The organism is Neisseria sp. HMSC075C10, assembly GCF_001815615.1.
GTDB classification, from domain to species: Bacteria; Pseudomonadota; Gammaproteobacteria; order Burkholderiales; family Neisseriaceae; genus Neisseria; species Neisseria subflava_A.
In genome coordinates, this window is record NZ_KV821227.1 from 15,956 (window position 1) to 29,582 (window position 13,627).

Annotated in this window: 8 protein-coding genes; 7 read left to right on the forward strand and 1 reads right to left on the reverse strand. The window is 50.7% G+C overall.

The genetic code is table 11. The features are described from left to right. Positions 1-171 precede the first annotated feature (171 nt). From HMPREF3047_RS00350 to HMPREF3047_RS00360, 3 genes are read left to right on the forward strand one after another with little or no spacing between them, the layout of a single operon-like run. Complete coding sequence (locus HMPREF3047_RS00350) at positions 172-1,482, forward strand: paraquat-inducible protein A (RefSeq protein WP_083315922.1); 1,311 nt, start codon at positions 172-174, stop codon at positions 1,480-1,482. After that, positions 1,479-3,140: an intermembrane transport protein PqiB gene (gene pqiB, locus HMPREF3047_RS00355; protein ID WP_070711801.1), complete on the forward strand. Its 1,662-nt coding sequence runs from the start codon at positions 1,479-1,481 to the stop codon at positions 3,138-3,140. The genes HMPREF3047_RS00350 and pqiB overlap by 4 nt, the downstream gene beginning before the upstream one ends. Further along, positions 3,140-3,658 carry a PqiC family protein gene (locus HMPREF3047_RS00360; protein WP_070711805.1) on the forward strand — a complete coding sequence of 173 codons (519 nt, stop codon included), beginning with the start codon at positions 3,140-3,142 and terminating at the stop codon, positions 3,656-3,658. Before pqiB ends, HMPREF3047_RS00360 begins: the two co-directional genes overlap by 1 nt. 54 nt (positions 3,659-3,712) lie before the next feature. Here HMPREF3047_RS00360 and HMPREF3047_RS00365 read toward each other — a convergent pair whose 3' ends face one another. Further along, positions 3,713-4,423, reverse strand: a complete 711-nt coding sequence (locus tag HMPREF3047_RS00365) for a GrxB family glutaredoxin (protein WP_070711808.1) — start codon at positions 4,421-4,423, stop codon at positions 3,713-3,715. An 88-nt stretch (positions 4,424-4,511) separates the two neighbouring features. Here HMPREF3047_RS00365 and HMPREF3047_RS00370 point away from each other — a divergent pair, with 88 nt between their 5' ends. The 4 genes from HMPREF3047_RS00370 (at position 4,512) to putA (ending at position 13,584) form a co-directional block, all read left to right on the forward strand. Next, positions 4,512-6,725 (forward strand): RelA/SpoT family protein, encoded by a 2,214-nt coding sequence (locus HMPREF3047_RS00370; RefSeq protein ID WP_070711811.1) that lies wholly within the window; start codon positions 4,512-4,514, stop codon positions 6,723-6,725. A gap of 251 nt (positions 6,726-6,976) precedes the next feature. Further along, positions 6,977-7,771, forward strand: coding sequence for a formate/nitrite transporter family protein (locus tag HMPREF3047_RS00375; RefSeq protein WP_070583823.1), 795 nt, complete (start codon positions 6,977-6,979; stop codon positions 7,769-7,771). 455 nt (positions 7,772-8,226) lie between these two features. Then, the gene (gene putP / locus HMPREF3047_RS00380) at positions 8,227-9,753 is read left to right on the forward strand and encodes a sodium/proline symporter PutP (RefSeq protein ID WP_070583822.1); all 1,527 of its coding nucleotides are present in this window, start codon (positions 8,227-8,229) and stop codon (positions 9,751-9,753) included. A 225-nt stretch (positions 9,754-9,978) separates the two neighbouring features. Continuing rightward, positions 9,979-13,584, forward strand: a complete 3,606-nt coding sequence (gene putA / locus HMPREF3047_RS00385) for a bifunctional proline dehydrogenase/L-glutamate gamma-semialdehyde dehydrogenase PutA (protein ID WP_070711817.1) — start codon at positions 9,979-9,981, stop codon at positions 13,582-13,584. The last annotated feature ends 43 nt before the right edge of the window (positions 13,585-13,627 follow it).

Below are 13,627 nucleotides of genomic sequence, written 5' to 3' on the forward strand. Positions count from 1 at the left end.
AATTTAACGGTCCATAGCAATAAACTTCTGAAGTCTTTTCAAACTTTTCAGACGGCCCAAACCTTATTAAGCAGCCGCCATTCAATCAAATATCGACCTAAATTTGGGCTATCCTTCTGTTTTCCTTTATAATGCGACACTCTTTGCACCTTCTTTATCCCCTGCCGAACCATGAAACGGATTCCTGCCTACCATCGCTGGTGGCGCTACAAGTCTTATCTTCCTGATGCGACGCTGCCTGCACATACGGTGGAATGCCCGGATTGCGGCTGCCGTATGGATATTCCGCACCTGCGTCAGGGGCAGGAAGCGCATTGTCCGGTGTGCAACCATGAAATTGTGGAGGTGGAAAACAATCCGTATATCGCGCCAATTGCCTATGCGCTGACAACCTTGATTCTAATGGCGTTCGCGTACAATATGGTGTATATCCGCGTGGATTTGTTCGGCGTGACATCGATTTTGTCGTTGCCGCAAATGATGCGGCTTTTAATTTCGCTGGATTACGGTTTTCTGGCGGAAGTGATGTTTATCCTCACCTTTGGTGCGCCTTTACTGTTTTTACTGCTCTGCCTTTATGTTTATACGGCCTTGATACGCGAAAGGGCCTACCCTGCGCTGCGCTTTGCAACGCGTGTATTGGTGCGGCTGCGTCATTGGATTATGGTGGATGTGTTTTTCATTTCCACTTTGGTGGCGTATATCAAGCTTTCGTCCGTTGCTACAGTGGAATTCGGCTCGGCGTTTTATCTGATGTTTCCGTTGTCGGTCATGCTGATTCGGACTTCGGTATCGATTCCACAGCATTGGGTTTATTATAAGATTCACCGTTTAACCGGCGGCCATGCGGTTCAGACGGCCACTGAAGACAAAATCTGTTGCAGCCGCTGCCTGTATTTCCGCAATAAAGATGAGCAACCTTGCGGCGTTTGCGGTGCGGACTTATACCGCCGCCGCCCGAAAAGCCTGAGTATTTCGCTGGCGTTTTTAATGGCGGCGTTTATCCTGTATTTCCCTGCTAACATCCTGCCGATTATGATTTCGTCAAATCCGACAGCTTTGGAGATCAACACGATTTTCAACGGCATTGTTTATATGTGGGACGACGGCGACCGATTGATTGCCGTGATTATCTTTAGTGCCAGTATTATGGTGCCGGTTTTGAAGATTATTGCGATGGCGGTTTTGATTTATTCCGCATACTTCAAACCCGTGATGAGCGTGGACAAAATGTCGGTTTTGTATCGGATTACCGAATCCATCGGTCGCTGGTCGATGATTGATATTTTTGTGATTATTATTTTGATGAGTTCGTTCCACACCAATATGGCGCGCGTTGTGCCGGGTGGTGCGGCGGTTTATTTCTGCCTGGTCGTTATTTTGACCATGCTTTCGGCCTATTATTTCGATCCCCGTCTGATTTGGGACAAGCAACAGCAGCTTTCAGACGGCCTTGATTCTGACCAGACCTTAACACAATGAAAAAACACGATTCTTCACCCAATTATCACGCCCCGGCGCGTGTCAAGAAAACCAATGTCTTCACGTCTATCGTGTGGCTGATTCCGCTGATTGCGCTGATTGCCGGCAGCTGGCTTTTGGTGAAAGACATCCGCAACCGCGGCCCTGTCGTTACCTTATTGATGGACAGCGCCGAAGGCATCGAAGTCAACAACACCATTATTAAGGTGTTGAACGTCGATGTCGGACACGTTACCCGCATCAAATTGCGCGACGACCAAAAAGGCGTGGAAGTTACTGCCCAGCTCAGCGCCGACGCCAAAGACCTTATCCGCAGCGATACCCAATTTTGGGTGGTCAAACCGCGTATCGACCAAAGCGGCGTTACCGGCTTGGGAACCTTGCTTTCCGGCTCATATATTGCATTTACACCGGGTAAAAGCCAAGAAACCAAAGATGTATTTGTCGTCCAAGACATTCCGCCGATTGCCGCCATCGGTCAAAGCGGCCTGCGCCTGAATTTGATCGGCAAAAACGACCGCATCCTCAACGTCAGCAGCCCTGTTTTGTATGAAAACTTTATGGTCGGCCAAGTAGAAAGCGCGCATTTCGACCCGTCTGACCAAAGCGTACATTACACTATCTTCATCCAAAGCCCTAACGACAAACTGATTAATTCCGCCAGCCGTTTCTGGCTGGAAAGCGGCATTAATATCGAAACCACAGGCAGCGGTATCAAACTCAACTCCGCCCCTCTGCCTGCCCTGCTGTCCGGCGCGATTTCCTTTGACTCTCCTAAAACAAGCGACAGCAAAAACGTCAAAAGCGAAGACAGCTTCACGCTTTATGACAGCCGCAGCGAAGTCGCCAACCTGCCTGACGACCGCTCGCTGTATTACACTGCGTTTTTCAAACAATCCGTACGCGGCCTGACTGCCGGTTCGCCTGTTGAATACAAAGGCCTGAATGTCGGCGTGGTTTCCGATGTCCCTTATTTCGACCGCAACGACAGCCTGCATTTGTTTGAAAACGGTTGGATTCCCGTACGCATCCGTATCGAACCTTCCCGTTTGGAAATCAATGCCGACGAGCAAAGCAAAGAGCATTGGAAACAACAATTTCAGACGGCCTTAAACAAAGGCCTGACCGCCACCATCTCCAGCAACAACCTGCTGACCGGCAGCAAAATGATTGAGTTGAACGATCAGCCTTCTGCCTCGCCTAAGCTGCGGCCACATACCGTTTATGCAGGTGATACCGTTATTGCGACCCAAGGCGGCGGTTTGGACGATTTGCAGGCAAAAGTGGCCGACTTGTTAGATAAGTTCAACAATCTGCCATTGGATAAAACCGTTGCCGGCTTGAACGGTTCGCTTGCCGAACTCAAGTCCACACTCAAATCTGCCAATGCCGCCCTAAGCTCTATCGACAAACTGGTCGGCAAACCGCAGACACAAAACATTCCGAACGAGTTGAACCAAACTCTGAAAGAGTTGCGTCAAACCCTGCAAGGCGTATCGCCTCAATCGCCTATCTACGGCGACGTACAAAATACGCTGCAAAGTTTGGACAAAACCTTAAAAGACGTTCAACCCGTGATTAATACTTTGAAAGAAAAACCCAACGCGCTGATTTTCAACAGCAACAGCAAAGACCCTATCCCGAAAGGAAGCCGATGATGCGCCTCTTCCCGATTGCCGCCGCCCTGACGCTTGCCGCCTGCGGCACTGCGCAAAGCACACAATATTTCGTCCTGCCCGACAGCCAGTACATCCGACCTGCTGCGCATGGCAACGAAATCGCAGTCAAAGTCAACCTTGCCGAACCGCTTGCCAACGGCGGTCTCGTTTACCAAACCGATGCCTATCATGTGAATCTGGCGAAAAACCACCTGTGGGCGGCGCCGCTCGATGGCGCGTTGGCAGCAAATCTCAGTAACAAGCTCAACCGCCTCAATCCGCATCGCACCTTCGTGCCTGCTTCACGCAGCCAAAGCAGCCAAACCCTGAAAGTCTATATCGAAGCCTTCCAAGGCAGCTATCAGGGGCAGACCACCATCAGCGGTTATGCACTATGGCCGGACGGACGCAGCAAACCGTTTAACGCCATCACGCCACAACAAGGTGACGGCTATACCGCCATGCTCGAATCGTTGGAAAACGGTTTGTCACAGGTTGCCGATACGATTGCCTATTAAACGAAAGGCCGTCTGAACATTTTCAGACGGCCTTTTTCATGTTTCAAACATTCATCACAACGCGCGGTCAAAATACAAAGCCACGCCGGAACGCTCACTCATCGCCAACAAATAATCCATCAATTTTTGCGGCCATTGAATACCGCGCACAACGGTCAGGTTGCGCAAAATAGGGAACGTCAGGATATCTTCCAAACTGATTTCACCGCCCAAGCCCTCGCCTTCGCATACCAGCGCTTCCAGCTCAGCCAAATCTTGATGCAGACGCTCCAGATATTGTGCCGTTTTATTCAGATTAGTCTCGAAATTGCCGATACTTTTCTCTTTTTTGTCGATAAAGTATTTTTTCGCTTCATCGGTCTCAAATTCGGGCAGGCCGATTTTAACCATGCGCGGCTGTACCAATTTGTTATTGTATTCGCCCACTTTGTCCAACCAAGCCTGCACTTCTGGACGAACCTCTTCTTTCAGACGGCCTTGATCGATGTAACGGACAATATCCAAACTCTCGCCCATAAACGAACCGTCTTCTTTTTGCAAAATCGGCACTTGTTTTGAGCCAATCATGCCAATAGGCGTAGCTTCGTCATCGTTCGCCAAGACAACTTCTTCCACCGCCACATCACGCAAGCCGAAAATCATCCGCGCACGGACGCAAAACGGGCAATGGTCGTAAATATACAGTTTCATCGAAATGCTCCTTAAAATTTCAAAACGGTTAACCATAACACCCAAGGCCGTCTGAAACAAGGCTTCCTGAAACATAGTGCAGCATTCGCATACAAATCTAGGGCTGTCGGCAATAAACTGTTACAATGGCAACGTTTTTATCAAAAAGAAAAAAACGCACGCCATGACCACTATTCGCCAAACGCCCCAAACATCGAGTGCAACGCTGGAAGGCCTCCTCGCTTGGTTCGACGGCTATGTTGCCGCGCTGCCCGATTCCGATAAAAACCTGATTCAGACGGCCTTTGACTTAGCTAAAGAACATTACCCCGCCGATGCCCTAACAACTTACGGCGAGCCATTGCTGGAACATTTTCTCGGCTCGATGCAAATCGTCAGCGAACTCGACCTCTTGCCTGATGCCGTGGCCGCTACGATTTTGTCCGACATCGGCAAATACGTTCCCACTTGGCGCGAATTGGTTACCGAACGCTGCAACAGTACCGTTTGCGAGCTGGTCAAAGGCGTGGACGAAGTACAGAAACTGACCCAATTCGCCCGCGTAGACAGCCTTGCCACGCCGGAAGAGCGCGCCCAACAAGCCGAAACCATGCGTAAAATGCTGTTGGCGATGGTTACCGACATCCGCGTCGTCCTGATCAAACTGGCCATGCGTACGCGCACCCTGCAATTTTTAAGCAACGTTCCTGACAACCCTGAAAAGCGCGCCGTTGCCAAAGAAACCCTCGACATTTTTGCCCCGCTCGCCAACCGCTTGGGTGTGTGGCAACTCAAATGGCAGCTCGAAGATTTGGGCTTCCGCCATCAAGAGCCGGAAAAATACCGTGAAATCGCCCTACTTTTGGACGAAAAACGCACCGAGCGCCTCGAATACATCGAAAACTTCCTCAATATCCTGCGTACGGAACTGAAAAAATACAATATTCATTTTGAAGTTGCCGGAAGACCGAAGCATATCTACTCCATTTACAAAAAAATGGTGAAGAAAAAGCTCACTTTCGACGGCTTGTTCGACATCCGCGCCGTACGGATTTTGGTGGACACCATTCCCGAGTGTTACACCACGTTGGGCATTGTCCACAGCCTCTGGCAGCCGATTCCGGGCGAGTTTGACGACTATATCGCCAACCCGAAAGGCAACGGCTATAAAAGTTTGCACACCGTTATCGTCGGCCCGGAAGACAAAGGCGTGGAAGTCCAAATACGTACCTTCGACATGCACCAATTCAACGAATTCGGTGTTGCCGCCCACTGGCGTTATAAAGAAGGTGGCAAGGGTGATTCCGCCTATGAACAGAAAATCGCTTGGTTGCGCCAACTCCTAGACTGGCGCGAAAACATGGCTGAAAGCGGCAAAGAAGACCTTGCCGCCGCCTTTAAAACTGAGCTGTTCAATGACACGATTTATGTTTTGACCCCGCACGGCAAAGTACTCTCCCTGCCTACGGGCGCTACCCCCATCGACTTTGCCTATGCCCTGCACAGCAGCGTGGGCGACCGTTGCCGCGGTGCAAAAGTCGAAGGACAAATTGTGCCGCTGTCCACGCCTTTGGAAAACGGACAACGTGTTGAAATCATTACCGCCAAAGAGGGAAATCCTTCCGTCAACTGGCTCTACGAAGGCTGGGTCAAATCCAACCGCGCCATCAGCAAAATCCGTGCCTATATCCGCCAGCAAAATGCAGATACCGTGCGCGAAGAAGGTCGCGCCCAATTGGACAAGCAGTTGTCAAAAATCTTCCCCAAACCCAATCTGCAAGCATTGGCGGAAAAACTCGGCTTCAAAAAAACTGATGAACTCTATACGGCCATCGGTCAGGGCGAAGTTTCCAACCGCGCCATCCACAAAGCCTGCGGTGCGCTGAATGAGCCGCCTCCCGTGCCGATTGATGAAACCAATATCGTCAAGCAGTCCAAAATCAAAAAAGGCGGCAAAAACGGCATTTTGATTGACGGCGAAGACGGCTTAATGACCACACTTGCCAAATGCTGCAAACCGGCACCTCCTGACGATATTGTGGGCTTTGTTACCCGCGACCGCGGTATTTCCGTCCACCGCAATACCTGCCCTTCTTTCCGCCACCTTGCCGAGCAGGCTCCGGAAAAAGTGTTGAACGCAAGCTGGGCAGCCTTGCAAGAAGGACAAGTGTTTGCCGTCGATGTTGAAATCCGCGCCCAAGACCGCTCCGGTTTGCTGCGCGATGTTTCGGATGCGCTGGCGCGTCATAAACTCAACGTTACCGCAGTGCAAACCCAATCGCGCGATTTGGAAGCCAGTATGCGCTTTACCCTTGAAGTCCGCCAAGTCAACGACCTGCCGCGCGTATTAGCCAGCTTGGGCGACATCAAAGGCGTTTTAAGCGTAACGCGCTTGTAGTTCTAACGCACCAAGCAAATCTAAAGGCCGTCTGAAAGCAACTTTTTCAGACGGCCTTTTAAGTTTTTAAAACGCCAATATCTCAACGCCGCAAGTTATCTTTCTTAAAAAGTCAGCCGCAGCCTTAGTCACCTCAATATATAACCCCCTCTTCTATTCTTACAACCAGTTGTTATTTCCTACCGGCATCATTCTCAGGCAAACTTATTATCCTCATGATAAACAAGATATTTCCAATTTAAGAGAGCCTCATGAATACACGAGATTTGTACCCTCACGAGATTTTACAGGAAGCCATCGGCAAGAGCTGCGCCAAGTCTGAGTTCAGCATCAAAATGTTGGTGATTTTGAGTTTTTTAGGCGGCGGCTATGTCGGCTTCGGCTATCTTGCCTGCCTGCGCGTCATCAGTGGCATTCCGGCCGAATGGAACGGCCTGGCCGCCCTTTTGGGTGCGTCTGTGTTCCCGATTGCGCTGATTTGCATCTTAATCGGCGGCGGTGAGCTGGCAACAGGCAATATGATGATTATGGCTTTGGGCAGATTAACCGGCCGCGTCAGCACCTACAAACTGGTACGCAACTGGCTCATTGTCAGCTTGGGCAATCTGGCAGGCGCTGTTGCCATGGCCTATTTCCTCGGCCACTATGTCGGCCTGGCAGAGGGAGCGGCTGCGGCTAAAACCATTGCCATCGCCGAAGCCAAAGTTAATATGGACTTTGGCCGTGCATTCGTCTCCGCTATCGCATGTAACTGGATGGTGTGCATGGGTATTTGGTTCTATTTCGGCTCACGCCATACTTCAGGCCGCATTTTGGCAACTTGGTTTCCGGTCATGATCTTCGTGTTAATCGGTTTCCAACACTTTGTTGCCAATATGTTCATCATTCCGGCCGGTATTTGGGCGGGCGCAAATGTCAGCTGGGGCCAATTTTTCTACAATATGATTCCCGTCTTCTTAGGTAACGTCCTCGGCGGATCGTCTTTTGTTGCCGCTTTCTATCTTTTCGCTTATAAACATTTGTTAAAAGATGATTTTTCTATTTAGTTCAAACTGACTCACTACCCCGTATTCATCAGAAATACGGGGTAGTGCCGTTATCAGGCCGTCTGAACAGCTCGTTTCTGTCGCATAATTACGCTTTTTCTCTGCGTAACGTTTCATTTATAGGAAAGATAGTTTCATTGTCTTTCCTTTTCTCCAATTTAAGATAATTTTTGCAATCTTTTGTTTTCAAATAACTTCCCCTCAAAAGTGCTGCGATTTTTCATAAAGCCCGTGTTCCGTGCTTTGCAAAACAAAAAATTTACTGTATTCTGAATTTAATTATTTACAATTTAATATGGATTGGTTACATATCCTATTGTATTTGAAAATAATTTATCCTGACTCTCTCGTGAAAAACAGGATTTTTAAGCTGTATTTTTATTAGAAAAAAGTTTGGGTACGAATTGTTTGCAATTTCAAAACCCGTATTTATAAGTTAGATGAGGAATAAGTACATGAATCCCATGTATATCACTTTCGCGATCTATTTGGTCGCCGTATTACTGATCGGCCTGGCCGCCTATTTTTCAACACGAAACTTCGATGACTACATCCTCGGCGGCCGCAGCTTGGGTCCGTTCGTGACCGCGATGTCTGCCGGTGCTTCCGATATGTCAGGCTGGCTTTTGATGGGCTTGCCAGGTGCCATTTACCTGAGCGGTTTGAATGAAGCTTGGATTGCCATTGGTCTGATTGTGGGTGCATACCTCAACTGGCTTTTGGTCGCAGGCCGTCTGCGCGTACATACCGAATACGCCAACAACGCGCTGACGCTTCCTGATTACTTCTTCCACCGCTTTGGTGCCGGCGGTCACTTGATGAAAGTGGTTTCTGCACTGATTATCTTGTTCTTCTTCACTATTTACTGTGCTTCAGGCATCGTAGCCGGTGCTACCCTATTCCAAAGCCTGTTCCACGATCTGTCTTACACTCAAGCCATGTGGCTGGGTGCCGGCGCAACCATCGCCTACACTTTCTTGGGCGGTTTCTTGGCCGTAAGCTGGACCGATACCCTGCAAGCTTCTTTGATGATTTTTGCATTGGTACTGACTCCTATAATGGTGTATTTGGGTTTGGGCGGTGCAGATCAAATGAATGCGGCCATCCAACAAGTTGCCGCCTCTACCGGTAAAGAATACGGCAGCCTGTTTGCCGGTACTACTTTCATCGGCATTATCTCTACCGCCGCTTGGGGCTTGGGCTATTTCGGCCAACCACACATTTTGGCCCGTTTCATGGCTGCCGAAAGCGCTAAATCTCTGGTTTCTGCACGCCGTATCGGCATGACTTGGATGATTCTGTGTATGGCCGGTGCTGTGGCTGTCGGCTACTTCGGTATCGCCTACTTCGGTGCCAACCCTGCCCACGTTGAAGAAATGAACGGCAACCACGAACGTATCTTCATCGCTTTGGCTACCCTGCTCTTCAACCCTTGGATTGCCGGTATCATCTTGAGCGCGATTCTCGCCGCTGTAATGTCCACTCTGTCTTGCCAATTGTTGGTTTGCTCCAGCGCGATTACCGAAGACTTCTACAAAGGCTTCCTGCGTAAAAAAGCACAACAAGCCGAGTTGGTATGGATTGGCCGTCTGATGGTTTTGGCGATTGCCGTGATTTCCATCCTGATTGCTTCTGATCCTAACAGCAAAGTATTGGGCTTGGTGGCTTACGCATGGGCAGGTTTTGGTGCCGCATTCGGTCCGGTTGTTATCCTGTCTGTACTGTGGAAACGCATTACTGCCTACGGCGCACTCTCCGGCATGATTGCAGGTGCACTGACTGTAGTAGTTTGGGCTGAGTGGATCAAAAAACCTGCTTTAGCCGCACAAGAAACAGGTTTCGCTACTGTCTATGAAATCGTTCCCGGCTTCATCGCTTGTTTCCTCGTGATTGTTTTGGTGTCCCTGATCGACAAAAAACCTTCACGCGAATTGCAAGAACGTTTCGAAAAAGCAGACGCAGAATACCGCGCTTCTAAATAAGACGTTTTCAGACGGCCTGCATGATTCGGTGCAGGCCGTCTTTATGAAATAAACTGTTTCAAAATAATCTGAGCCTTATCAGAAAAAACAGCAATTTATGCGGATGCATCTTGTATCCGCATCATAATTTTATTACGATATTACTATCCTTCAGAATGTCTGTTTTAGCAGTCTTAAAGTCAGGCCGTCTGAAACCATGAAAAAAACCTTTGGAGAACATAAATAATGTTTAACTTCGCTTTTCCAACACAAACTCCTCTGCGTCAAGCTGTAACTGATGCCTACCGCCGCGATGAAATCGAAGCCGTTCAGGATATGTTGCAACGTGCACAGATGACCGACGAAGAGCGCAATGCTGCCTCCGAGCTTGCCCGTCGTTTGGTTACTCAAGTCCGCTCCAGCCGCACCAAAGCAAGCGGCGTAGATGCCTTGATGCACGAGTTCTCTCTCTCCAGTGAAGAAGGTGTTGCACTGATGTGTCTGGCCGAAGCCCTGCTGCGTATTCCGGACAATGCCACCCGCGACCGCCTGATTGCCGATAAAATCTCCGAAGGCAACTGGAAAAGCCACTTGAACAACAGCCCTTCCCTCTTCGTTAACGCGGCCGCATGGGGTCTGCTGATTACCGGCAAACTGACCGCGACAAACGACAAACAGATGAGTTCCGCATTGAGCCGTCTGATCAGCAAAGGCGGCGCCCCTCTGATCCGTCAAGGCGTTAACTACGCCATGCGCCTGCTGGGCAAACAGTTCGTCACCGGTCAAACCATTGAAGAAGCTCTGCAAAACGGTAAAGAGCGCGAGAAAATGGGTTACCGCTTCTCCTTCGATATGTTGGGTGAAGCCGCCTACACCGAAGAAGATGCCAACCGCTACTACAACGACTACGTCCAAGCCATTCACGCCATCGGTAAAGATGCCGCAGGCCAAGGCGTTTACGAAGGCAACGGTATCTCCGTCAAACTTTCCGCCATCCACCCACGCTACTCACGCGCCCAACACGAACGCGTGATGAGCGAACTGTTGCCGCGCCTGAAAGAATTGTTCCTTTTGGGTAAAAAATACGATATCGGTATTAACATCGATGCCGAAGAAGCCAACCGTCTCGAATTGTCTTTAGACTTGATGGAAGCTTTGGTTTCCGATCCTGACTTGGCCGGCTACAAAGGTATCGGTTTCGTTGTTCAAGCCTACCAAAAACGTTGTCCGTTCGTTATCGACTACCTGATCGACCTGGCCCGCCGCAACAACCAAAAACTGATGATCCGTTTGGTTAAAGGCGCATACTGGGACAGCGAAGTGAAATGGGCCCAAGTAGACGGCATGGACGGCTATCCGACTTACACCCGTAAAGTCCACACCGACATCTCCTACCTTGCCTGCGCACGCAAACTCTTGGATGCACAAGATGCCGTGTTCCCACAATTTGCCACACACAATGCCTACACCTTGGGCGCAATCTACCAAATGGGTAAAGGCAAAGACTTCGAACACCAATGTCTGCACGGCATGGGCGAAACCCTGTACGACCAAGTGGTCGGCCCGCAAAACTTAGGCCGCCGCGTACGCGTGTATGCCCCGGTCGGCACACACGAAACCCTGCTTGCCTACTTGGTACGCCGTCTGCTGGAAAACGGTGCGAACTCTTCTTTCGTGAACCAAATCGTTGACGAAAACATCAGCATCGACCGCCTGATTAAGAGCCCGTTCGACACCATCGCCGAACAAGGCATCCACCTGCATCCAGCCTTGCCTCTGCCGCGCGATTTGTATGGCAAAGGCCGTCTGAACTCCCAAGGCGTCGATTTCAGCAACGAAAACGTATTGCAAAACCTGCAAGAAAAACTCAACCAAGCTTCTTCCGAAGACTTCCACGCTGCATCTATCGTCAATGGCGAAGCGCGTAACGTGGGCGAAGCGCAACCCGTCCGCAACCCTGCAGACCACAACGATGTTGTCGGCACTGTCAGCTTTGCCGATGCAGCCTTGGCTCAAGAAGCTATTGGCGCAGCCGTTGCCGCCCTGCCGGAGTGGAGTGCCAAACCTGCTTCAGAACGCGCCGACTGCCTGCGCCGTTTTGCCGATTTGTTGGAACAACACACGCCTGCATTGATGATGCTGGCCGTCCGCGAAGCCGGTAAAACCCTGAACAACGCCGTTGCCGAAGTACGCGAAGCCGTTGACTTCTGCCGCTACTATGCCAACGAAGCTGAAAACACCCTGCCTAAAGATGCCAAAGCCGTCGGCGCAATCGTTGCCATCAGCCCATGGAACTTCCCATTGGCCATCTTTACCGGCGAAGTCGTTTCCGCCCTGGCTGCCGGTAACACCGTTATCGCCAAACCTGCCGAACAAACCAGCCTGATTGCGACTTACGCCGTTTCCCTGATGCATCAAGCCGGTATTCCGACTTCTGCGCTGCAACTCGTACTCGGCGCAGGCGATGTCGGCTCAGCCCTGACCGGCGATGCCCGCATCGGCGGCGTGATCTTCACCGGTTCTACCGAAGTAGCGCGTCTGATCAACAAAGCCCTGTCCAAACGCGACGACAGCCCTGTCCTGATTGCCGAGACCGGCGGTCAAAACGCGATGATCGTGGACTCTACCGCCCTGCCGGAACAAGTCTGCCTCGACGTATTGAACTCTGCCTTCGACAGCGCGGGCCAACGTTGTTCCGCCCTGCGTATTTTGTGTGTTCAAGAAGATGTTGCCGATAAAATGATCAACATCATCAAAGGCGCAATGGATGAGCTGGTTGTCGGCAAACCGATCCAACTGACCACAGACATCGGCCCTGTCATCGATGCTGAAGCCCAACAAAACCTGTTGGCCCACATCAACAAAATGAAAGGCGTAGCAAAGGCTTACCACGAAATCAAAACTGCCGCCGACGTTGATGACAACAACTCTACCTTCGTTCGTCCAATCCTGTTTGAATTGAACAACCTGAACGAGTTGCAACGCGAAGTGTTCGGTCCTGTACTGCACGTTGTCCGCTACCGCGCCAGCGAATTGGATCAACTCATCGACCAAATCAACGCCAAAGGCTATGCTCTGACCAGCGGTGTACACAGCCGTATCGAAGGCACTGTCGACCATATCCGCGACCGCATCGAAGCCGGTAACATCTACGTTAACCGCAACATCGTCGGTGCCGTTGTCGGCGTACAACCTTTCGGCGGTCACGGCTTGTCCGGTACCGGTCCAAAAGCAGGCGGTTCATTCTATCTGCAACGCCTGGTCCGTACTCCTGAATGGGTTGCCCCAACCCTCAGCCGCATCGGCCAAGCAGACGAAGACGCGCTCAAACGTTTGGAAACTCTGGTTCACAAACTGCCGTTTAATGCAGAAGAGAAGAAAACTGCAGCCGCAGCTTTGGGTCACGCACGCGTCCGTACCCTGCGCAAAGCCGAAACCGTATTGGTCGGCCCGACCGGCGAACGCAACTCATTGAGCTGGCGCTCTCCAAAACGCGTTTGGGTACATGGCGGCAATCTGCTGCAAGCCTTCTCTGCCCTGACCGAGCTGGCAGCCGCAGGCATCCAAACCGTTGTTGAGCCTAACAGCCCGTTGGCTTCCTACTCAGCCGATTTGGACGGTTTGTTGCAAGTCAACAGCAAACCTGAAAACGCAGGCATCAGCCATGTTGCCGCTATCGAACCTTTGAGCAGCGAGCGCAAACAAGAGTTGGCCGGCCGCGACGGTGCGCTCATCCGCATCCTGCCTTCCGAACAAGGTCTGGACATTCTGCAAGTATTTGAAGAAATCTCTTGCAGTATCAATACTACCGCTGCCGGCGGTAACGCCAGCCTGATGGCAGTTGCCGACTAATCACAGCCAAATCAAAGGCCGTCTGAAATTCAGACGGCCTTTT

Coding starts and splice junctions, on each gene's coding strand:
- putA (WP_070711817.1), top strand. CDS start 9,979: ATGTTTAACTTCGCTTTTCCAACACAAACTCCTCTGCGTCAAGCTGTA.
- HMPREF3047_RS00350 (WP_083315922.1), top strand. CDS start 172: ATGAAACGGATTCCTGCCTACCATCGCTGGTGGCGCTACAAGTCTTAT.
- HMPREF3047_RS00365 (WP_070711808.1), bottom strand. CDS start 4,423: ATGTTTCAGGAAGCCTTGTTTCAGACGGCCTTGGGTGTTATGGTTAAC.
- HMPREF3047_RS00375 (WP_070583823.1), top strand. CDS start 6,977: ATGAATACACGAGATTTGTACCCTCACGAGATTTTACAGGAAGCCATC.
- HMPREF3047_RS00370 (WP_070711811.1), top strand. CDS start 4,512: ATGACCACTATTCGCCAAACGCCCCAAACATCGAGTGCAACGCTGGAA.
- putP (WP_070583822.1), top strand. CDS start 8,227: ATGAATCCCATGTATATCACTTTCGCGATCTATTTGGTCGCCGTATTA.
- pqiB (WP_070711801.1), top strand. CDS start 1,479: ATGAAAAAACACGATTCTTCACCCAATTATCACGCCCCGGCGCGTGTC.
- HMPREF3047_RS00360 (WP_070711805.1), top strand. CDS start 3,140: ATGCGCCTCTTCCCGATTGCCGCCGCCCTGACGCTTGCCGCCTGCGGC.